Source organism: Halegenticoccus tardaugens (assembly GCF_004116405.1).
GTDB lineage: Archaea > Halobacteriota > Halobacteria > Halobacteriales > Haloferacaceae > Halegenticoccus > Halegenticoccus tardaugens.
The window spans coordinates 352,244-370,752 of record NZ_SDIC01000003.1 but is presented as its reverse complement, the minus strand read 5'-3'; the positions used below and the strand labels follow the sequence as shown (position 1 = coordinate 370,752).

At 69.7% G+C, this 18,509-nt stretch carries 22 protein-coding genes; 12 read left to right on the top strand and 10 right to left on the bottom strand.

Going from position 1 to position 18,509, the window contains the following annotated elements; all coding sequences use genetic code 11:
* Positions 1-7: 7 nt before the first annotated feature.
* Both C3L37_RS09520 and C3L37_RS09515 read left to right on the top strand, forming a co-directional pair.
* Positions 8-703 carry a hypothetical protein gene (locus C3L37_RS09520; protein WP_129114374.1) on the top strand — a complete coding sequence of 232 codons (696 nt, stop codon included), beginning with the start codon at positions 8-10 and terminating at the stop codon, positions 701-703.
* 128 nt (positions 704-831) lie between these two features.
* Entirely contained in the window at positions 832-1,956 is a 1,125-nt protein-coding gene (locus C3L37_RS09515; RefSeq protein WP_129114373.1) for an ORC1-type DNA replication protein, read from the top strand.
* A gap of 205 nt (positions 1,957-2,161) precedes the next feature.
* Here C3L37_RS09515 and C3L37_RS09510 read toward each other — a convergent pair whose 3' ends face one another.
* The 4 genes from C3L37_RS09510 to C3L37_RS09495 all read right to left on the bottom strand — a co-directional run bounded on the left by C3L37_RS09510 (position 2,162) and on the right by C3L37_RS09495 (position 6,955).
* Positions 2,162-3,685, bottom strand: coding sequence for an HAD-IIA family hydrolase (locus tag C3L37_RS09510; protein ID WP_129114372.1), 1,524 nt, complete (start codon positions 3,683-3,685; stop codon positions 2,162-2,164).
* Positions 3,686-3,804: 119 nt separating this feature from the next.
* On the bottom strand, positions 3,805-4,734 hold the full coding sequence (locus C3L37_RS09505) for a glycerophosphodiester phosphodiesterase (protein WP_129114371.1): 930 nt from the start codon (positions 4,732-4,734) through the stop codon (positions 3,805-3,807).
* Positions 4,735-4,883: 149 nt separating this feature from the next.
* On the bottom strand, positions 4,884-6,092 hold the full coding sequence (locus C3L37_RS09500) for a CDP-glycerol glycerophosphotransferase family protein (RefSeq protein ID WP_164974726.1): 1,209 nt from the start codon (positions 6,090-6,092) through the stop codon (positions 4,884-4,886).
* Positions 6,093-6,172: 80 nt separating this feature from the next.
* Positions 6,173-6,955 (bottom strand): sugar phosphate isomerase/epimerase family protein, encoded by a 783-nt coding sequence (locus C3L37_RS09495; protein ID WP_129114369.1) that lies wholly within the window; start codon positions 6,953-6,955, stop codon positions 6,173-6,175.
* A 156-nt stretch (positions 6,956-7,111) separates the two neighbouring features.
* Between C3L37_RS09495 and rpiA the strand changes: the two genes are divergently transcribed.
* The gene (gene rpiA / locus C3L37_RS09490) at positions 7,112-7,807 is read left to right on the top strand and encodes a ribose-5-phosphate isomerase RpiA (protein ID WP_129114368.1); all 696 of its coding nucleotides are present in this window, start codon (positions 7,112-7,114) and stop codon (positions 7,805-7,807) included.
* A gap of 48 nt (positions 7,808-7,855) precedes the next feature.
* Here the strand turns inward: rpiA and C3L37_RS09485 are convergent, their stop codons facing one another.
* Positions 7,856-8,023: a DUF1931 family protein gene (locus C3L37_RS09485; protein WP_129114367.1), complete on the bottom strand. Its 168-nt coding sequence runs from the start codon at positions 8,021-8,023 to the stop codon at positions 7,856-7,858.
* A gap of 191 nt (positions 8,024-8,214) precedes the next feature.
* Between C3L37_RS09485 and larB the strand changes: the two genes are divergently transcribed.
* The 3 genes from larB (at position 8,215) to C3L37_RS09475 (ending at position 9,673) form a co-directional block, all read left to right on the top strand.
* On the top strand, positions 8,215-9,003 hold the full coding sequence (larB, locus tag C3L37_RS09480) for a nickel pincer cofactor biosynthesis protein LarB (RefSeq protein ID WP_129114366.1): 789 nt from the start codon (positions 8,215-8,217) through the stop codon (positions 9,001-9,003).
* 163 nt (positions 9,004-9,166) lie between these two features.
* Entirely contained in the window at positions 9,167-9,316 is a 150-nt protein-coding gene (locus tag C3L37_RS25980) for a DUF7563 family protein (RefSeq protein ID WP_449267282.1), read from the top strand.
* A 78-nt stretch (positions 9,317-9,394) separates the two neighbouring features.
* A complete protein-coding gene (locus C3L37_RS09475; protein WP_129114365.1) occupies positions 9,395-9,673 on the top strand; it encodes a GIY-YIG nuclease family protein in 279 nt (92 codons plus the stop codon).
* Between the two features lie 91 nt (positions 9,674-9,764).
* Here the strand turns inward: C3L37_RS09475 and C3L37_RS09470 are convergent, their stop codons facing one another.
* A complete protein-coding gene (locus tag C3L37_RS09470) occupies positions 9,765-10,358 on the bottom strand; it encodes an NADPH-dependent FMN reductase (RefSeq protein WP_129114364.1) in 594 nt (197 codons plus the stop codon).
* 121 nt (positions 10,359-10,479) lie between these two features.
* Here C3L37_RS09470 and C3L37_RS09465 point away from each other — a divergent pair, with 121 nt between their 5' ends.
* Both C3L37_RS09465 and arsN2 read left to right on the top strand, forming a co-directional pair.
* Complete coding sequence (locus C3L37_RS09465) at positions 10,480-11,853, top strand: phosphoglucomutase/phosphomannomutase family protein (protein ID WP_129114363.1); 1,374 nt, start codon at positions 10,480-10,482, stop codon at positions 11,851-11,853.
* 15 nt (positions 11,854-11,868) lie between these two features.
* Positions 11,869-12,357 (top strand): arsenic resistance N-acetyltransferase ArsN2, encoded by a 489-nt coding sequence (gene arsN2 / locus C3L37_RS09460; RefSeq protein WP_129114362.1) that lies wholly within the window; start codon positions 11,869-11,871, stop codon positions 12,355-12,357.
* A gap of 1 nt (position 12,358) precedes the next feature.
* Here arsN2 and C3L37_RS09455 read toward each other — a convergent pair whose 3' ends face one another.
* A complete protein-coding gene (locus C3L37_RS09455; RefSeq protein WP_129114639.1) occupies positions 12,359-12,685 on the bottom strand; it encodes a GNAT family N-acetyltransferase in 327 nt (108 codons plus the stop codon).
* An 89-nt stretch (positions 12,686-12,774) separates the two neighbouring features.
* Complete coding sequence (samp2, locus tag C3L37_RS09450) at positions 12,775-12,975, bottom strand: ubiquitin-like small modifier protein SAMP2 (RefSeq protein ID WP_129114361.1); 201 nt, start codon at positions 12,973-12,975, stop codon at positions 12,775-12,777.
* A 100-nt stretch (positions 12,976-13,075) separates the two neighbouring features.
* On the opposite strand from samp2, the gene C3L37_RS09445 reads away from it, so the two are divergent.
* Positions 13,076-14,056: a replication factor C small subunit gene (locus tag C3L37_RS09445; protein ID WP_129114360.1), complete on the top strand. Its 981-nt coding sequence runs from the start codon at positions 13,076-13,078 to the stop codon at positions 14,054-14,056.
* Positions 14,057-14,080: 24 nt separating this feature from the next.
* On the opposite strand, the gene C3L37_RS09440 is transcribed toward C3L37_RS09445, so the two are convergent.
* Complete coding sequence (locus C3L37_RS09440; protein ID WP_129114359.1) at positions 14,081-15,031, bottom strand: cation diffusion facilitator family transporter; 951 nt, start codon at positions 15,029-15,031, stop codon at positions 14,081-14,083.
* A 102-nt stretch (positions 15,032-15,133) separates the two neighbouring features.
* Here C3L37_RS09440 and C3L37_RS09435 point away from each other — a divergent pair, with 102 nt between their 5' ends.
* Positions 15,134-15,649, top strand: a complete 516-nt coding sequence (locus C3L37_RS09435) for a metallophosphoesterase (RefSeq protein WP_129114358.1) — start codon at positions 15,134-15,136, stop codon at positions 15,647-15,649.
* Between the two features lie 273 nt (positions 15,650-15,922).
* On the opposite strand, the gene C3L37_RS09430 is transcribed toward C3L37_RS09435, so the two are convergent.
* Positions 15,923-16,882 (bottom strand): ArsR/SmtB family transcription factor, encoded by a 960-nt coding sequence (locus C3L37_RS09430; protein ID WP_129114357.1) that lies wholly within the window; start codon positions 16,880-16,882, stop codon positions 15,923-15,925.
* An 81-nt stretch (positions 16,883-16,963) separates the two neighbouring features.
* Between C3L37_RS09430 and C3L37_RS24305 the strand changes: the two genes are divergently transcribed.
* Positions 16,964-17,116 (top strand): DUF7859 family protein, encoded by a 153-nt coding sequence (locus C3L37_RS24305; RefSeq protein ID WP_164974725.1) that lies wholly within the window; start codon positions 16,964-16,966, stop codon positions 17,114-17,116.
* 115 nt (positions 17,117-17,231) lie between these two features.
* The gene (locus C3L37_RS09425; protein WP_129114638.1) at positions 17,232-18,368 is read left to right on the top strand and encodes an inorganic phosphate transporter; all 1,137 of its coding nucleotides are present in this window, start codon (positions 17,232-17,234) and stop codon (positions 18,366-18,368) included.
* The last annotated feature ends 141 nt before the right edge of the window (positions 18,369-18,509 follow it).

Below are 18,509 nucleotides of genomic sequence, written 5' to 3'. Positions count from 1 at the left end.
GTAGCGTATGGACCGACGCTCCCTGCTCGCGGCCGCGGCCTTCGCGATCGCCGGATCGTCAGCCGGGTGTCTGGAGAAGGGGTACGACTACCACCCGCTCCCGCCGATCGCGGGGCGCGTCGTCCGGCGAGGGATGACGGCGGAGACGGAGGGGTCGGATTCGTCGACGTCGATCCTCACGGTCGAGCCGGAGGCGATCGGCGTCGATCCGGCGCTCCGGTCGGCGCTGCCGCGGGAGGACGAGGCGGGGAACGTCACGATCACGCCGGAGGTGGAGGAGCCGCTCGCCGACGAGTACGGCGAGGTGTTCTACCACGTCGAGGTCGAACACGAGAACGCGAACCCGATGGACGGCGTCGAACGGGGCGACAGGAACTGGTACACCACCACGCGGAACACGTTCAACCGGCTCATGGTGGGCGACGACGTGCGGTTCCAGGTCGAGTTCGTGAACCGCCCGTCGATGGCGGGGGTGAGCGAGGTCGTCCGCCGCGGCGACGTGGCGAGCGCGGAGGCCGAGGGAGACGGCGGCGGCGAGACGTACCGCGTCGTCGTCGACCACGGCGCGTGGGGGGAGACCCGACGGACGAGAGCGTACACCGCGACGCGGGCGACGTTCGATCGCATCGAGACGGGGCAGTCGATCCGGTTCGCCGTCGAGGGGGAGATGGGGGACAGGATCGACGAGCTGCTGGGGGCGTGAGTCGAGGGGAGGCGGCCGGAGGATTCGGAAGTCCGCGGAACGGGCGCGAGAAGCGACGGACCGGCGCGTTTCACGTTCACTCCACCCGTGGCAAACGATTAAGTAGCCGCCGGAGCGTGGTGAAAGTGATGCCAGACGACCCCGAGGGGGGGATGCTCTCGTGGGACGAGTCGGTCTTTCGCGACGAACACGTCTTCGAGATCGACTACGTTCCGGAGACGTTCAAACACCGCGAAAGCCAGATGCAGAGCCTGCAGTACGCGCTGCGTCCGGCGGTTCGCGGGTCGCGTCCCCTCAACACGATGGTCCGCGGCCCGCCGGGGACGGGCAAGACGACCGCGGTCCAGAAGCTCTTCGGGGAGCTCCGCGCGCAGACGGAAGTGCGGACGGTCCACATCAACTGCCAGGTCGACTCGACGCGCTACGCCGTCTTCTCGCGCATCTTCGAGAGGATCTTCGAGTACGAGCCCCCCTCCTCGGGCATCTCCTTCAAGAAGCTGTTCGGCCAGATCACGGACCGCCTCGTCGAGGACGACGAGGTGCTCGTCGTCGCGCTCGACGACGTGAACTACCTCTTCTACGAGAACGAGGCGTCTGACACCCTGTACTCGTTGCTCAGAGCGCACGAGGCGCACTCGGGCGCGCGGATCGGCGTGATCATCATCTCTTCCGACCTCTCGCTCGACGTCGTCGACGAACTCGACAGTCGGGTCCAGAGCGTCTTTCGGCCCGAGGAGGTGTACTTTCCCGTGTACGACGCCCCGGAGATCGTCGACATCCTCCGAGAGCGGGTCGACCGCGGCTTCCACGACGGGGTGCTCGACGCGCCGAAGCTGGAGCGCGTCGCCGAGCTGACGGCCGAAAACGGCGACCTGCGGGTGGGGATCGACCTGCTCCGGCGGTCGGGGCTCAACGCGGAGATGCGCGCCAGCCGCAGGATCAGCGACGAGGACGTCGACGTCGCGTACGAGAAGTCGAAGTACGTCCACCTGTCGCGGAGCCTCCGCGGGCTCAGCGATCCCGAGCGAGCGCTCGTGAAAGCGATCGCCGAGCACAACGGCGAGAAAGCCGGAGCGGTCTACGAGGCGTTCCGCGAGGAGACGGATCTCGGGTACACCCGCTACTCGGAGATCGTCAACAAACTCGACCAGCTCGGGATCGTCGAGACGACGTACGCGGAGATGGAAGGTCGGGGGCGTTCGCGGTCGCTGTCGCTCACGTACGATCCCGAAACGGTGCTCGACCGGCTGTGAGTGGTACGAGGGCCCGCGCCCTCGACCGGTCGAACGTCACGCACTGCTCGATTCCGTGCCCACGGCGTTTCGTCGCGCCGGTGCGGTCGCGACGACGTGCGTGACAGGGATAGGCACGGGGCGGGCGGACAAAAGCGTTCGCTGAACGTCGTTTCAGTCGGGGCGGGGGAACGTTCCGACCGGTCACAGGAACCCGGAGCGCGCCTCAGAGGAACTCGGCGAGCGCGCCGACGTCGGACGCGACGAGCGACGGCGAGACCGGGCTCTCTTCGACGGCCGCGCGGTCCGCGTCGCCGGTGAGGACGCAGACCGAATCGCAGCCGAGCCGCTCGGCCATCCGGATCTCCGTTTCGAGCCTGTCGCCGACGACGACGACGTCCGACGGGGAGACGCCGCGCTCTTCGACGACGTGGGCGATCATCTCGGGGTTCGGCTTGCCGAAGACGCGCGCCGGCTCCCTCCCCGTCGCGGTTTCGACGAGCGCGCCGATCGAGCCGCAGTCGGGGACGAGCCCCGCCGTCGTCGGACAGACCAGGTCCGGGTGCGCGAGCAGGAACTCAGCGCCGTCGCGGATGGCGAGCGTCGCCCGTCGCACCTTCTCGTAGGTGAGTTCGGTGTCGAAACCGACGACGACGTGCGAGGGCTCCTCGGCGTCGACCGCGACGCCGTGGTCGGCGAGCGCCCGCCGCATCGCCTCCGTCCCGACGACGTGGACCGCCTCGGCGTCGTTCGCGCGGAGGTACTCGATGACGCCGTCGGTCGAGAGGATGACGTCCTCGGGCTCCGCCGCGATGCCGAGCGCGGAGAGCTTCGCCGCGTAGTCGGTCTTCCACTTCGCGGAGTTGTTCGAGAGGAAGTAGACGGCCGTCCCCTGCTCGCGGAACGCCGAGACGATCGACGCCGCCCCGTCTATCGGCTCGTCGTCGAGGTAGATCGTCCCGTCGAGGTCGAAGAAGGCGAGCTCCTTCGAGCGCAGGTCGCCGATCGAGGCGAACCGCCCGTCCGCGACGAGGAGGTCGCGCCCGTCGTCGATCTCGACCCACGGAAGCCCCGCCACGTCGACCGGACGGACGTCGTGTCTGCCCGTTCGGAGCAGCCGATCGATGGCGATCTCTGACCACCCGGTGTACTCCCCCCGGCACTCGATGATCCGTTCGAGTTCGTCGAAGAGCGCCGCCGAGAACGACGGGGAGAACCGATACAGGTCGATGGAGGAGGCGTACGCTTCCTCGCGGGGTATCTCCTTGCTGATGTGGGTGAGTCGGCCCTTCTCGTCCGCCGTGACCTTCATCGCCTCCTCGGAGTACGCGCCCGTGTCGCAGGCGATGGCGCTCTCGCCCTCGTCGGCGAGGAGGCGCGTCGGGATCTCGGGGTCGAAGACGACGTCGCCGTTCGCGAGCACGAACGCCTCCCCGTCGACCGCCTCCCGCGCGAGCGAAAGCGAGTACAGGTTGTCCGTGTTCGCGAACACTTCGTTTTCGATCACCGACACGTCGAAATCGTCGTAGTCGGCGGCGACGCGCTCGCACAGCCGCGCCGTCCGATCGTGGAGGTACCCGGAGACGACGTGGACTTCGGAGAGGCCGGCGTCGGCGTACGCTCGAAGCTGATGGGCCAAGATAGGGGTCGAATCAACCGAAACGCAGCACTTCGGCTTTCGGAGCGTGATCGGCCTGAGTCGAGAACCGATACCCGCAGCTAAGACGACAGCCTGTGAACAGCGAGCCATTGTACAGGATCTACCACGGACAGAATAATAAACACATGTCTGATTTTATGAGAATTACGTGCGGAGGAGAGTGTCAGCGGCGATCGACTGTCGTCGGCCGAGGGGGTACTCGTCGACCGTCAGGAAAGCTGGATCGGTTCGAGAGCCGCCGCGTCGGAAGCGGCGTCGTCGAGCGCGCCCTCGGGAGCGAGAAGTCCCGGGTAGTCCGCGATGAGGCCGTCGACGCCGGCTCGGCTGAGCTGGCCGGCCTGTCGTGGGCTGTCGACGGTCCAGACGTTGACCGCCCGGCCCTCGTCGTGGGCGATCTCGACGAGATCGATCGGTTCGAACGGTCCCGAGCAGTACTCCTCGTTGAAGAGCGACGTCCCGTACACCATGTTCCACGGCGCGTGGATCACCTCGCAGTCGTGGCGGCGCGCGACGCGGAAGCCGTCGGCGATGGAGTCGAAGAAGACGGTCGCGATCGGGACCGACGGATCGACGTCGCGGACGGCGGCGATGGCGGCCTCGTGGAACGAGGAGACGAGCACGTCGTGCGGATACGCGGAGAGCACGGAGAGCACGTCGGCGGCGAAGTCGCGCCAGCGCTCGCGCCCCCTCGAAAGCGTCTCGGCGTCGAGCGCGCCGTACTCGACGGCCGACGTGCCGGGGTTCTTGAACTCGACGTTCACGCCGACGTCCGGCGGAACGAGGTCGAGGACGTCCGAGAGCGACGGGACGGGGTCGCCGCTTTCGAGCACGTCGAAGCGGCGGAGCGTCTCGAACGGGATCTCCCAGATCGGCCGGTCGCGCAGCCGCGGGGGCGCGTCGGTGACTCTGCCGAGGGTCGCGTCGTGGAATACGACGATCTCGCCGTCGGCGGTCGGCACGACGTCGAGTTCGACGGCGTCAGCCCGGCCGTGCGGGGTCGCGTCGTCGACGGCGCGTTCGAAGGCGGTGCGAGTGTTCTCGGGTGAAACCCCCGCGAAACCGCGGTGGGCGATGCAGGCGACGTCGCCGGTTCGTGGAAGAAGATCGGGCCGGTCGGTGGATCCCGGTTGACACGCCATACTGAGTTTCGTCAGCGGATCGTTGGATCATCCGCTATATCAAACTGTCTGTTGGTGATACATACCGATGGTAGTGTGACAGTACACCTCCCGTGTTCTATATTGGCACGAATCGAAAGTGATGGGCAACCCGTCGACCGAGACGGAGGTCACTCCATCAGCGCCGCCACGGCGTCGAACACGGCGGCCGCCCGTCCGCCGGCGGGGTGGTCGAAGAATCGACGTCGGACCGCGCACCGTTCGGTCTCGTAGGGGTCGTCGCCCGCGAGCGTGCGCTCGATCGCCGCGAGGAGGCCGTCGAAGTCCGAGGCGACCGGGCCCGGCGTGACCTCGTCGTACGCGTAGTAGAACCCGCGCTCCGAGCGGTACGACGGGAGGTCGTACGGGTAGAAGACGACCGGTCGGTCGAGGAGCAGGTACTCGAAGTAGATCGACGAGTAATCGGTGACGAGCGCGTCCGCGTGCGGCAGCATCGGGTAGACGTCGGACCACGACGGGATCCGCAGGATCCGCGGATACTCGTCGAGGTCGCGTTCGAGTCGCTCGTCCGGGTGGAGCTTCACGGCGAGGTACGCGTCGTGCGCGTCGAGCAGGCGGTCGAGCGCGTCGAGGTCGATGCGCTCCGACGCGCGCTCCGCGGGATTCTCGCGGAACGTCGGCAGGTACAGGAGGACGTCGTGTTCCGCGGAGAGGCGACGGAGGTCGGCGAGCGTCCCAGTCGCGACGCCGACGTCGGCGTCCGGAACCGAGTCGAACAGCGCGTCCGTCCGGGGATAACCCGTGACAACGAACCGCGACGGCGGGAGGCGAAAGCCCGAGACGAAGGAGTCGAGCGTCCCCCGACCCGTCAGCGTGACGCGGTCGTACCGCCGGTAGAGGTAGCGCGAGGCGGATCGGACGATCGGCGGGAGTTCGGCGAGTTCCGCGTCCCAGGAGATGCGCTTCAGCGCGATCCCGTGCCAGAGCACGACCGTCGTCGCGCCGCCGACGGCCCAGCGGTTGACGTCCTTGAAGTTGTGCGTGAGGAAGACGACGCCGGCGCGAAACTGCAGCAGGACTCCGCGCGGCGAAAAGAGGTGGTACGCCTCGTACCCCCGGGTTCGGAGCGCGCGGACCGCGTCCCGGTCGCGCGAGACCCAGACGACCCGGATGCCGGGTCGCGTCGCGGCGACGTGGAGGAACAGGTACTTGGCGTTGTCGCCGAACGCCTCGCCCTCGCGCGCGCCGAAGACCCAGAGGTCGGCGTCGCGTCCGACGATCCCCGAGAGGAACGCGACGAGCGCGTGCGCGGCCGCTTCGAGGAGGAGCGAGGCGTACCGCCGGAACCGCCAGCGGAGACGTCGGTCACTCGCCGGCACGGACGCACCCCCGACGGACCGTCTTTCCGCCGCCGGCCGGCGTCGCCCCCCGCGATCCTCCATCGGATCGCCGAGCGGTGTCACGCGAGCAGCGCATCGAGTTTTCGCTTCGAGAGTTCGAGGTAATCGGCGTCGAACGTGTACGCCTCGATCGAGGCGGTCCCGTCCCAGTCGGCGTCGAGGAGCGGCGCGAGCACCGCCTCGAAGTCGAGCGTCCCGGAGCCGAAGGGGAGGTGTTCGTCCCGCGGGCCCCGCGTCTCGTTGAGGTGGAGGTGCGAGACGCGGTCGAGGTGGGAGTCCAGAAACGCGGCGATCTCCGACTCGTCCAGCCCGTCGACGCGCGCGTGGCCGGTGTCGAGCGTCATCGACGCCTCGGTGCCGTCGAAGAGTCGGTCGAAGTCGTGGATCGAAAGCTGGACGCCCGGGAGGTTCTCGGCGCAGAGTTCGACGTCGAGATCCCGGGCGAACCCGTCGAGTTCGGCCACCGAGTCGACGATGATCGGGTGGACCTCCGCGGGGCGGTACTCGGGCGGGGTCGCGTTCGAGTACGGGTGGAGCACCGCCTTCTCGGCGCCCATCTCCGCGGCGTCGCGGACGCACGCGCGGAGTTCGTCGAGCGCCCCCCGTCGGACCGCCTCGCGGGGCGTGCCGAGGTCCAGGTCGAGGAAGGGGAGGTGGACGAGCAGATCGAGCCCGCGATCGTCGAGGAGCGAGACGAACCGGTCGTGGTCGAACCGCGTCCGCTCCGTCGCCCCGTCCATGTACAGTTCGACGTACTCGAAGCCGAACGCGGCCGCCTGCGCTACGGCCTCGGCGTACCCCACGTCGCCCGTGTGCGTCTGCGTGACGAACCCGACTCTCATTGACGTTCGTCAGTCCGTCGTCCGTCGAAATAAAACCCGGCTGACAATACGTTCGATTCCGAGAAAGACGGGATTCGGTGACAGTCCGGCGAGGGAGGGATTCGGAGCGCGAATCACCTCGGAGCGCTTTTGTCCCGCGGCGGGCACAGCGCGCACATGAAGACGGACGGCGGAAGCGACGGGGCGAAGCGCCGCGCGGGCGAGAGCGCGGCCGCCCTCGTCGGCGACGGGATGACGGTCGGACTGGGCACCGGGAGCACCGCGGCGCACGCGATCCGCGCGCTCGGTCGCGCGGTCGACGACGGACTCGACGTTCGCGGCGTCCCCACGTCCTTCGCCGCGCGCGAACTCGCCCGCGAGGTCGGGGTGCCGCTCGTCGCGCTCGACGAGATCGAGGCGCTGGATCTCGCCATCGACGGCGCGGATCAGATCGCGGGCGGCGACCTCATCAAGGGCGGCGGGGCGGCACACGCGCGCGAGAAGGTCGTCGACGCGGCCGCGGAGCGGTTCGTCGTCGTCGCCGACCCCACGAAGGAGGCCGACGCGCTCTCTCGACCCGTGCCGGTCGAGGTGCTCCCCGCCGCGCGGACGACGGTCGCGCGCGCGGTCGAAATCGCGGGCGGCGAACCGACGCTCCGGGCGGGGGAGCGGAAGGACGGACCGGTCGTCACCGACAACGGAAACCTCGTGCTCGACTGCGCGTTCGGCGAGATCGAAGCGCCGGCCGCGCTGGCGCGGACGCTCGCCGAGACGCCCGGGGTCGTCGAGCACGGGCTGTTCGTCGGCCTCGCGGACGAGGCGCACGTCGGACGGGACGACGGCGTCTCAGTCCGGCGATTCGACGGGGAGTAGCGCCGCCGCTGGGCGGCGAAAAATATGGAAAAGTGATTGGAGTCGACCTTACAGGTCGCGCGGCTGGACCGTCTTCCGGTCGTTCTCTTCGGCGCGGCGAGCGGCGTCGTCGAGCAGGTCCTGCACCTGCTCGTCCAGCGCGTCGTAAAAGTCCGAAGCGACGTTCTTGTCCTGCAGCGCTTCCTTCACGGCGGCTTTGACAATGAGGTCTGCCATGCATGCCGGGGTACTGTCCCCTTATTAATAAGATTTCCCAAATTGCCCCGTCAGCCCTCCTACTGTGGGTCTGTGGCTGATCGTGGCCGACGGATTCATATACCCTCGCGTTGTTTGCGGGAGGACCGCGTACGCCCGCGTCGACGGCCGAGAGCGACATCTACGAGTAGGCCACCGTCGTAGGTGACGGCATGCGAGACATTCTGAACGCGGTCGCGGCCGGCGATCTCTCGCCCGCGGCCGCCGAGGCGCGGCTGCGTGGGTACGCGACGACGGGCGCTGGACGGTTCGACGCCGCGCGCGAGACGCGCCGGGGCGTCCCCGAAGCGATCCTCGCGGAGGGGAAGACTCCGGACGAGGTCGCGACGCTCGCGGCGGCGGCCGTCGAGACGACGGGCCGGGCGCTCGTCACGCGCGCCGACGCCGAGACCGTCGCGGCCGTCGAGGCGGCGCTACCGGGCGAAGAGACGATTCGCGAGGAGCGCGCGCGGACGCTCGTCGTCCGCGAGCCGGGATTCGAGCCGCCGGACGTGAACGGGACCGTCTGCGTCGTCACCGGCGGCACGTCCGACGCCGCCGCGGCCGGCGAGGCGGCCGTCGTCGCGCGAGAGATGGGCGCGGCGGTGGAGTTCATCGGGGACGTCGGCGTGGCGCACCTCGGGCGCGTCGTCGACCACCTCGACGCGCTCAGGGCGGCCGACGCGCTCGTCGTCGCCGCCGGCCGGGAGGGCGCGCTGCCGACCGTCGTCGCGGGCCTCGTCGACGCCCCGGTCGTCGGCCTCCCCGTCCCGACGGGGTACGGCGCGGGCGGCGAGGGCGAGGCCGCGCTGTACGGGATGTTGCAGTCCTGTACGGTGCTCTCGGTCGTGAACGTCGGCGCGGGCTTCGTCGCCGGAGCGCAAGCGGGGTTGATCGCCCGCGCCGTCGCGGCCGCGCGAGACGGTGAGGACGGCGGGGCGGGCGACGTCGCGGAGGGGTAGTTCCGGCGGTACTGCGGGTGGTTCGAGCGACACCGCGAGAATCGTTTTCGTTTACGAAAAGATTCTTTCGATTATCGGTTCCCGTGAGTGCGCGCGAGGGAAGAAGTATTTGGTGCTGGAACACATACCACATAGCACCGGCAGTGGTGGATGCCGGAAAACCATGCCAAGTTGCGACCACTGCGGGTCGCACGTGTCCGAGCGCTTCGCTCGCGTGTTCGCGGACGAATCCGGGCGTATTCACGCCTGTCCAAACTGTTCTGCGAACGCGGGAATCGCCGAGGCCGCCCGACAACGGACCCGCAACGTCTGACCGCTGACTGGGTACCGCGACAATACCACCACGCGAAGCTGTTCTCTCGGCCGTCCCCGCGGAGCGACCGCGACCCTTATGCACGGCGGACCGCACGCCTCGGGTAGACGGACCGTGCACCACGTCTACATCGTCGAGTGCGCCGACGGCAGCTACTACACCGGCTACACGACCGACCCTGACCGGCGGGTCGAAGCGCACAACGCCGGCGCGGGGGCGAAGTACACCCGCGGTCGCACGCCGGTCGAGTTGATCCACGTCGAGTCGTACCGCTCGAAGTCGGCGGCGATGAGCCGCGAGTACGAGATCAAGGCGCTCTCGCGCCGGGAGAAAGAGCGGCTGGTCGGCGACCGGTGAGCGCATCGCCGATGAACGCGTCGCCGGCGACGGGGCGCGAGAGCGCCGGGGTCGGCGGAGCGCGATTCGACCGTCGGCTTCGACCGATCGATCAGTCGTCGGCCTCGACCGCCGCTTCCTTCCCGCGGAGGAGCGCGGCGTGCTCTGCGACCTTCCGGCCCAGCTTTTCGGTGCGCTCTCGCAGGGGTTCGTCGACGAACTCGTACTCGACTCCGTCGCCGTTTCGGTCGGTCGACGGGATCTCCTCGAACTTCTCGTACGCGCTGCGGATGCCGACCTGGTGGGGTACCACGAGGCCGTGGACCCCGCGGATCGTGATGCGCATGTGGTCGAGGGTGCTGCCGTAGGAACCGCCGCCGGCGACGGCGAGCAGACCCGCGACGGTGTTCTCGTACTCGTCGAACGAACAGTAGTCGTGGAAGTTCTTGAACGTCGAGGAGTACGAGCCGTGGTAGACGGGCGAGCCGACGACGACGCCGTCGGCCTCGCGCATCCGCCGCATGAGCTCGGGCGAGTCGCCCTGTTCGTCGATATCGGGGTGGTACAGCGGGAGGTCCACCGCACCGAGGTCGATGAAGTCGGTGTCGGCGCCCGCCTCCGCGGCGGCGTCGAGTGCGTACCTGAGGGCGGCTCGGGTGTAGCTTCCGTCGCGGCGGCTGCCGCAGACGGCGACGACGGTTGTCATTGCCGAACGTCGGGCGCGCAGGGATAAAAGCGACGCGAGACCGGCCGGTGCCTCCCGACCGGGGGGCGGGACGCGACCGTCGGGGGGTGGTTTTTTTACGGGCTGGCGGGAGTGATCCCGTATGGACGCGATTTCCTTCGGCACGGACGGGTGGCGCGCGACGCTCGACACCTTCACGGACGACCGCGTGCGGACCGTCGGACAGGCGGTCGCGGACTACCTCCGCGAGGAGGGACACGACGCCCCCGTGCTCGTCGGGTACGACGCCCGGGAGACGTCGGAAGGGTTCGCGGAGAGTCTCGCCGAGGTGCTCGCGGGCAACGGCTTCGACGTGCTGCTCCCCGAGCGCGACCGCCCGACGCCGGTCGTCGCCTGGGGCATCGTCTCCCGCGGGCTTTCCGGCGCGCTGATGGTCACGGCCTCGCACAACCCGCCGGAGTACAACGGCGTGAAGTTCATCCCCGAGGACGGCGCGCCGGCGCTGCCCGACGTGACGGAGCGGATCGAGGCCAACCTCCGCGAGCCGGCGCTCCTGCCGGCCGACGAACGCGGCTCCGTCGAGCGCGTCGACCTCGTCTCGGACCACGCCGCCCACGTCCGCGACCTCGTCGACGCGGACCTCTCGGGGGTCACCGTCGTCTACGACGCGATGCACGGCAGCGGCCGCGGCGTCACCGACGCGCTGCTCGAATCCGCGGGTGCCGAGGTGATCCCCCGGCGGACGAACCGCGACCCCACCTTCGGCGGGGAGTCTCCGGAGCCGAGCCCCGAGCACCTGACCGGTCTCGTGGAATCGGTCCGCGAGCACGACGCCGACCTCGGCGTGGCGAACGACGGCGACGCCGACCGCCTCGCGGTCGTCACGCCCGGCCGGGGCTACCTCGACGAGAACCTCTTTTTCGCCGCCGTCTACGACTACCTCCTCGAATCCGACGCCGGCCCCGCGGTGCGGAGCGTCCCGACGACTTTCCTCGTCGATCGCATCGCCGAGGCCCACGGCGAGGACGTGATAGAGACCCCCGTCGGCTTCAAGTGGATCGCAAAGGCGATGGGCGAGCACGACGCGCTCGTCGGCGGTGAGGAGTCCGGCGGCTTCAGCGTCCGCGGCCACATCCGCGAGAAGGACGGCGTCCTGATGTCGCTCGTCGCCGCCGCGGCGGCCGACGAGGAACCGCTCGACGCGCGCGTCGACCGCCTGACGGACGAGTTCGGCGGGATCGCCGCCGACAAGATCAGCCTCGACTGCCCCGACGACGAGAAGGGGCGCGTGCTCTCGGCCCTCGAATCCGCGATTCCCGAGACGGTCGCCGGCCGCGAGGTGGCGAAAGTCGTCACGCTCGACGGGTTCAAACTCCTCCTCGACGACGGGTCGTGGCTGCTCGTCCGTCCGTCCGGCACCGAGCCGAAGATGCGCGTCTACGCCGAGGCGACGAGCGAGGAGCGCGTCGGCGAACTGCTGGCCGACGGGCGCGCGCTCGTCGCCTCGGCGCTCTGAGGGACCGAGGAGCGTATGGGAGCGACGATGACGGTTCGTCGGGCGACGGGGTCGGATCTGGAGGCCGCCGTCTCGCTCCTCGAACGGAACGATCTCCCGACGGACGACGCGCGTGACGCGGGCGTCGAACTGTTCGTCGGTACGGCCGGTCCCGAACGCCGCGTCGTCGCCGTCGGCGGCCTCGAACGGTACGGCTCGGACGCGCTGCTCCGCTCCGTCGCCGTCGACCAACGGCGGCGAGGGTCGGGGTACGGCCGGGAGATGTGCGAAGTGCTCCGAGAGTATGCGAGGTCGCGGGACGTCGAGACACTGTTCCACCTCGCGACGACGGCCACGGACTTCTTCGAACGCCTCGGCTTCGAGCGGATCGAGCGCGACGCCGCGCCCGAGCCGATCCGGAGCACGGCGCAGTTCGCGTCGCTCTGCCCGGCGTCGGCGACGTGCATGCGGGCGAGAATCGGATCCGGTTCGGTAGACTCGGGAGCACCGACGGACTTCGGCTGACTCAGCGCCCGCGACGCAGCCGACCGTACAGCCGCCCGGCCCGCCGTTCGACGTCGAAGCCCAGCGACTCGTAGAACGGGCGGACGCGCGGGTCGAAGTCGACGGTCAGTTCGTCCGCGCGATCGGCGGCCGCCTCGACGAGCGCCGTTCCGATCCCGCGGCCCCGACGGGAGGATCGGACGGCGACCGCCTCGACGTGCGTCCCGTCGAGCACGAGCGTCCCGACGGCGTGTCCGTCCGTCTCGGCGAGCATCACCGCTCCGTCGGCGACGCGCCCCCGGACCGTCTCCGCGTCGGCCTCCAGCAACGCGCCGTCGAGGATCCGCATCACGGTGAGGAGGTCGTCGGCGTCGGCCTCGCGGATCGCGGGGGGCGGGTCGTCGACGGGCGACCCGTCGCTCACGGCCTCACCTCCGATCACCCGCCCTTTATGAGCCGGAGCACCTTCACGCGGTTCGCCTCGATCGGTTGATCCTCGGGGACGGGTCGACCGTCGACGAGCACGCTCACCTCGTGCGGGCTAAGGTCGAAGGGGGAGAGCAGCTCGGCGTAGGTCGCGCCGGCGGCGACGCTGACCTCCCTCGTCTCCTCGCCGACGACCTCGACCGTGACGTCCATACCGGACCGTCCGGCGGGGAGCGGTTTCAGCGTTGTCCTCGGCGGCCGTCGGACGACGCATCTCGGGGACTTTATCAGTCGACCGCGCCCTACATGGCCCATGAGCGAGGCCGACGCGGAGGGGTCGTCGCCGGGGCGGGAGATCTGGATCGAGAAGTACCGGCCGCAGACCCTCGACGACGTGCACGGACAGGAGGATATCGTCGAGCGGCTGGAAAGCTACATCGCACAGCGCGACCTGCCGCACCTCCTCTTTGCGGGGCCGGCCGGCGTCGGGAAGACGACCTGCGCAAGCGCCATCGCGCGCGAGGTGTACGGCGACGACTGGCGCGGGAACTTCCTCGAACTCAACGCCTCCGACGAGCGCGGCATCGACGTGGTGCGCGATCGCATCAAGAACTTCGCGCGCTCGTCGTTCGGCGGCTTCGACTACCGGATCATCTTCCTCGACGAGGCGGATTCGCTCACGAGCGACGCCCAGTCGGCGCTTCGCCGGACGATGGAGCAGTTCTCCGACAACACCCGCTTCATCCTCTCGTGTAACTACTCCTCGAAGATCATCGACCCGATCCAGTCGCGCTGTGCCGTGTTCCGTTTCTCGCCGCTGTCGGACGCGGCGGTCGAAGCGCAGGTCCGCGAGATCGCCGACGCGGAGGGGATCGAGATGACCGACGAGGGGCTCGACGCGCTGGTGTACGCCGCCGACGGCGACATGCGCCGCGCGATCAACTCCCTGCAGGCCGCCGCGACCACCGGCGACGTCGTCGACGCCGAGGCCGTCTACACGATCACGAGCACCGCCCGCCCCGAGGAGATCGAATCGATGGTGACCGCGGCCATCGACGGCGACTTCGCGCGGGCGCGGTCGCAACTCGACCGCCTCCTGACCGACACCGGGATGGCCGGCGGCGACATCGTCGACCAGCTTCACCGCTCCGCGTGGGAGTTCGACCTCGACGATCGGGCGACCGTCCGACTGATGGAGCGCATCGGCGAGGCCGACTACCGGATCACCGAAGGAGCGAACGAGAAGGTTCAGCTGGAGGCGCTCCTGGCGTCGCTCGCGCTCGACGAGTCGTAGTCGAGGCCGGCGACGCAGATCAGATCAGATCTCGGGTTCGACGTAGACGATCCGCACGCGGTCGTCCGCCTCGCGGAGCTTGCGTTTGATCTCCGTGATGTCCTCGTCGAGGTCGCCGGTGACGAGGTCCGAGTCGAAGCTCACCTCGGCGGCGACGAGCACCTGATTCGCCCCGATGAACATCGTCCGGAAGGCGTCGACGTGGTCGACCGATTCGTGGGCGTCGATGACGTCCCGGAGGTCGCGCTCGACGGTTCTCGGGAGGCTCTCGCCGAGGATGAGCCGCTTGTTCTCCCACGCGAGCGCGACCGCGAATCCCATGAGCAACAGCCCGATGAGGACCGCGGCGGCCGCGTCGTACGCCTCGTTGCCCGTGAACTCCGACAGCAGGATGCCGACGAGCGCCAGCGTCGCGCCGCCGAGCGCGATGGCGTCCTCCGTGTACGCCGTGAGCGTCGTCACGTCGCTGGTCTTCCGGAAGGCGTCGACGAGGCCGGTCCATCCGTACTCCGCGATCTGCCGGCGGAGTTCCTCGTCCGCCTTCTTGAACGCGTAGGTCTCGAAGGCGATCGCGCCGAGGAGGACGACGACGTTCACGTAGATGGGATCGAAGGGACCGATTCCGAGGAACTCGACCGGCTGGCCGCCCCCGCCGTGGCCGCCGTGCGTGAGCGCCTCGTACCCGTGTTTGAGGCTCTCCCAGCCGGCGACGCCGAAGAGCAGCACGGAGACGAGGAAGCTGTAGAAGAACTGCGCCTTGCCGTAGCCGAACGGGTGCGACGGCGAGGGGGTTCGACCGCTGTACCGAATGCCGAAAAGGAGGAAGACCTGGTTTCCGGTGTCGGAGATCGAGTGGTACGTCTCCGAGAGCATGGAGGGGCTGCCCGTGAGGAGAAACCCGAAGAACTTCAGGACCGCGATCGCGCCGTTCGCGAAGAGCGCGGCGAGGACGACCGACGTGCTTGCGCCTGCCATGTCGCCCCCCACACGAGCGCGGCGGATAGCCCTTCCGCCCGGGCGATGCGTCCCGTGCCGGATGAGTGAGCGGTTTATTGCAGGGCAGCGTACCGTCGCACGATGCTCACCGTCGTCTCGGACACCCACGGGAAAGAAAGCCACCGACTCACCGGACGGACCCTCGACGCGGTTCGGGACGCCGAACTCGTGATACACGCCGGCGATTTCACGACCGAGACGGTCCTCGACGCGTTCTACGAGGAGGCCGCGGCGCTGCGGGCGGTGTACGGCAACAACGACGACGCCGCGACGCGCCGGCGCGTCCCGGAGAGCAGGACGGTCGAGTACGGCGGCGTCCGGTTCGCGGTGACGCACACCCGCCACGGCGGTCCGACGGCGCTGTCGCTCTTCGGGCGGGAGCGCGACGCCGACGTCGTCGTCTTCGGGCACAGTCACCGTCCGGCGTTCGACGCGACCGGACCGATCCCGCTCGTCAACCCGGGAAGCCACGCCGAACCGCGCGGCTACCGCGCGGCCCACGTCGAGATCGAGCAGATCGAAGGCGGCGTCGGGGGGCGGTTCTGCACGCCCGGCGGGGAGGTGTTCGAACGGTTCGAGCTCCCCGCGGACGGGTGACGCCACCGGCTGTCGAGGGGACGCGTATCGTGAGAACCGCGAGCGCCGAAAGAGGCCGCGTCGCCCGCGACGGCCGCCAACACGACGGGGAAGGGGGCGTCGGGCGTGAGTGCGACGCGCTGGGACGGTGCCAGAGGCGCGCACCGTCGACGCGGAGGGGCGGCACGGGTCGGATGCGGGGGTGGGATTCGAGGGCGGAGGGCCGAAGCGGGCGTCGCGAATGGGCATACGGCGTGACGTATCAAATACGCTCGGTAAGCTCAAAGAGTCGTTTCACTTACCGGCGGCCCGGCGGCGGAAGGCCACGAAGAGGAGGATCACGACCGTCAGTCCGCCGAGAAAGAACAGCAGGCCGGGCGACGCCGCGAGCGCGTCGGCGACGGCCGACGGGTCGGCGTCGAACAGCCCCGTGACGGCGTCGGCGGACTCGGCCGGTTCGGGGGTCGGCGTTCCGCCGCCCGACGCGTCGGTCGACGCGCCGCCGTCGGAGAGCGCTCCCCCGTCGGCCGTCCCCCCGTCGGCCGTCCCCCCGTCGGTCGTCGTCGCGGTGACCGCCTCCTCGGTTTCGGACGCGTCGCCGGCGGTCGCCGACGCGTCAGCGGCGTCGGCGTCGTCCGCAGCGCCCTCGTCGGTCGCGGCGTCGTCCCGCGCCGTCGTCCGATCGCTTCCGGTCGTCTCGTCGGCGGTGGCGGGTCCGCCGCCTCCGTCGGGTCCGAGCTGGGGGTCGCCCCCGTCACCGCCCGCGCTCGTCCGCGACCCGAACGACGGGATCGGTCCGGTCGCGTCGGCCGTCGGGCCGCCCAGCAGGCGATCGACGAGCAGGCTGGCGAGACCGAGGACGCCGACGCCGCCGAGCAGGCGCGAGAGCGTCGCTTTCAGCCCGGTCGTCTCCTCCTCGCGGCCGGCGACGACGACGAGCGCGCGGTCGGCGGGAGCGTAGACGTTCATCTCGCGGCCCTTCTCGGAGTAGACGGTGTCCGCGACCTCGACGAGGCCCGCGTCGGTCAGCTTTTCGAGGTGATACTGGACGTTCTGCAGCGACGTGTCGACCCGCTCCGCGAGCGCCGCGGGGGAGGCGGGCTCCTCGTGGAGCTCGGCGAGGGCGCGCCGGGCGGTTCGCGACGAGAGCGCGGCCAGCAGGTCGTCCGCCGCGTCGCTGTCGACCCCGACGACGCGCGGTTCGCCGCTGCCCGCGTCCGACGCGTCAGGCGAGGAGGGCAGGAGACCGGCCATTTACCCCCGATACCGACGCCCGCGGCATGAGCTTTCCCCTCCGTCGAAACGGCTTTCACGTCGCCGCAAATACGAACGGGCATGCTCGGCCCCCTCGTGCTGGAGAACGTCGACCCGGTCTTTCTCGGCCTCGTGGTCGTGATGCTCCTGTTCGTGTTCTTTTCGTACCTGTTCCTTCGGCGGACGCTCCTGGGACTGCGGGAGGGGTACGAGGAGGGGCGGCGAGGCCGGTGATCGACCCGAATCGAGCGATGGAGACCGCAGCGCGCCGTTCGGAGCGAGGTGGGCCCCGGTGGTGACGATCGAGGTAGTGCTGACGTTCGCCGTCGCGGCGGTGGCGAGCCTGTTCATGGCGTGGGCCATCGGCGCGGGGTCGTCCGGCGCGACGCCCTTCGCGCCCGCGGTCGGGGCGAACGCGATCTCGGTGATGCGCGCGGGGTTCGTCGTCGGCCTCCTCGGCCTCGCGGGCGCGGTGTTGCAGGGACAAAACGTCACGGAGGCGGTCGGGACGGAGCTCGTCGTCGGCCAGCCGCTCACGGCGACCGCGGCGACGATCGGCCTGCTGACGGCCGCGGGGCTCGTTGCGATCGGCGTCTTCACCGGATATCCGATCGCGACGGCCTTCACCGCCACCGGCGCGGTCATCGGCGTCGGCATCGCGCTCGGCGGCGGTCCCGCGTGGGCGAAGTACCAGGAGATCGCCGCGCTGTGGGTGCTCACGCCGTTCGTCGGCGGGGGGACGGCGTACGCGACCGCCCGGCTCCTCCGGGACGAGCGGTACCCGGAGCGGGTCGTCGTGCCGCTTCTCGCCGCCGTCGTCGGCGTCATCGTCGCCAACATCGAGTTCGCGCTGCTCGGATCGGCCGACGGGAGCGCGAGCGTCGCGGCGACCGTCGGCGAGGCGACCGACCTCGACGCCGTCGCGGGCGATCTCGTCGGCGTCGCCCTCGTCAGCCTCGCGATCGGCGTCGCCTCCGCCGCCGTGCTGGCGCGGGAGATGCGGGAGGACGCGGACGCCGCCCAGCGCCACTTCCTGCTCGCGCTCGGGGTGCTCGTCGCCTTTTCCGCCGGGGGCAGCCAGGTCGGCCTCGCGATCGGTCCGCTCGTTCCCCTGCTCGACGATGTCTCGCTCCCGCTGTGGGCGCTGCTCGTCGGCGGCGGCGTCGGCCTGCTCGTCGGCTCGTGGACCGGCGCGCCGCGGATGATCAAAGCGCTCGCGCAGGACTACTCCTCGCTCGGCCCCCGCCGCTCCATCGCGGCGCTGATCCCCTCGTTCGCCATCGCGCAGGTCGCCGTCGCCTTCGGCGTTCCCGTCTCGTTCAACGAGATCATCGTCAGCGCCATCGTCGGCAGCGGCTACGCCGCGGGCGGAAGCGGAGTGAGCCGGCGGAAGATGGGATACACCGTGTTCGCGTGGGCCGGGTCGCTGACGCTCGCGTTCGCCGTGAGCTACGGCGTGTTTCTCGCCGTGCAGGCCGTCCTATGACATCCTCCCCGCCGTAAACGGCGGGACTCTCTCCTCGATTCAGGTAGCGCGGCCGCCCTCAGGGCACGCTGTCGTTCGGTTCCGGCTCACGTTCTCGCTGAGAGTAGCCACTTCATTTTTTACTGTTCGCGGCTTCATTCC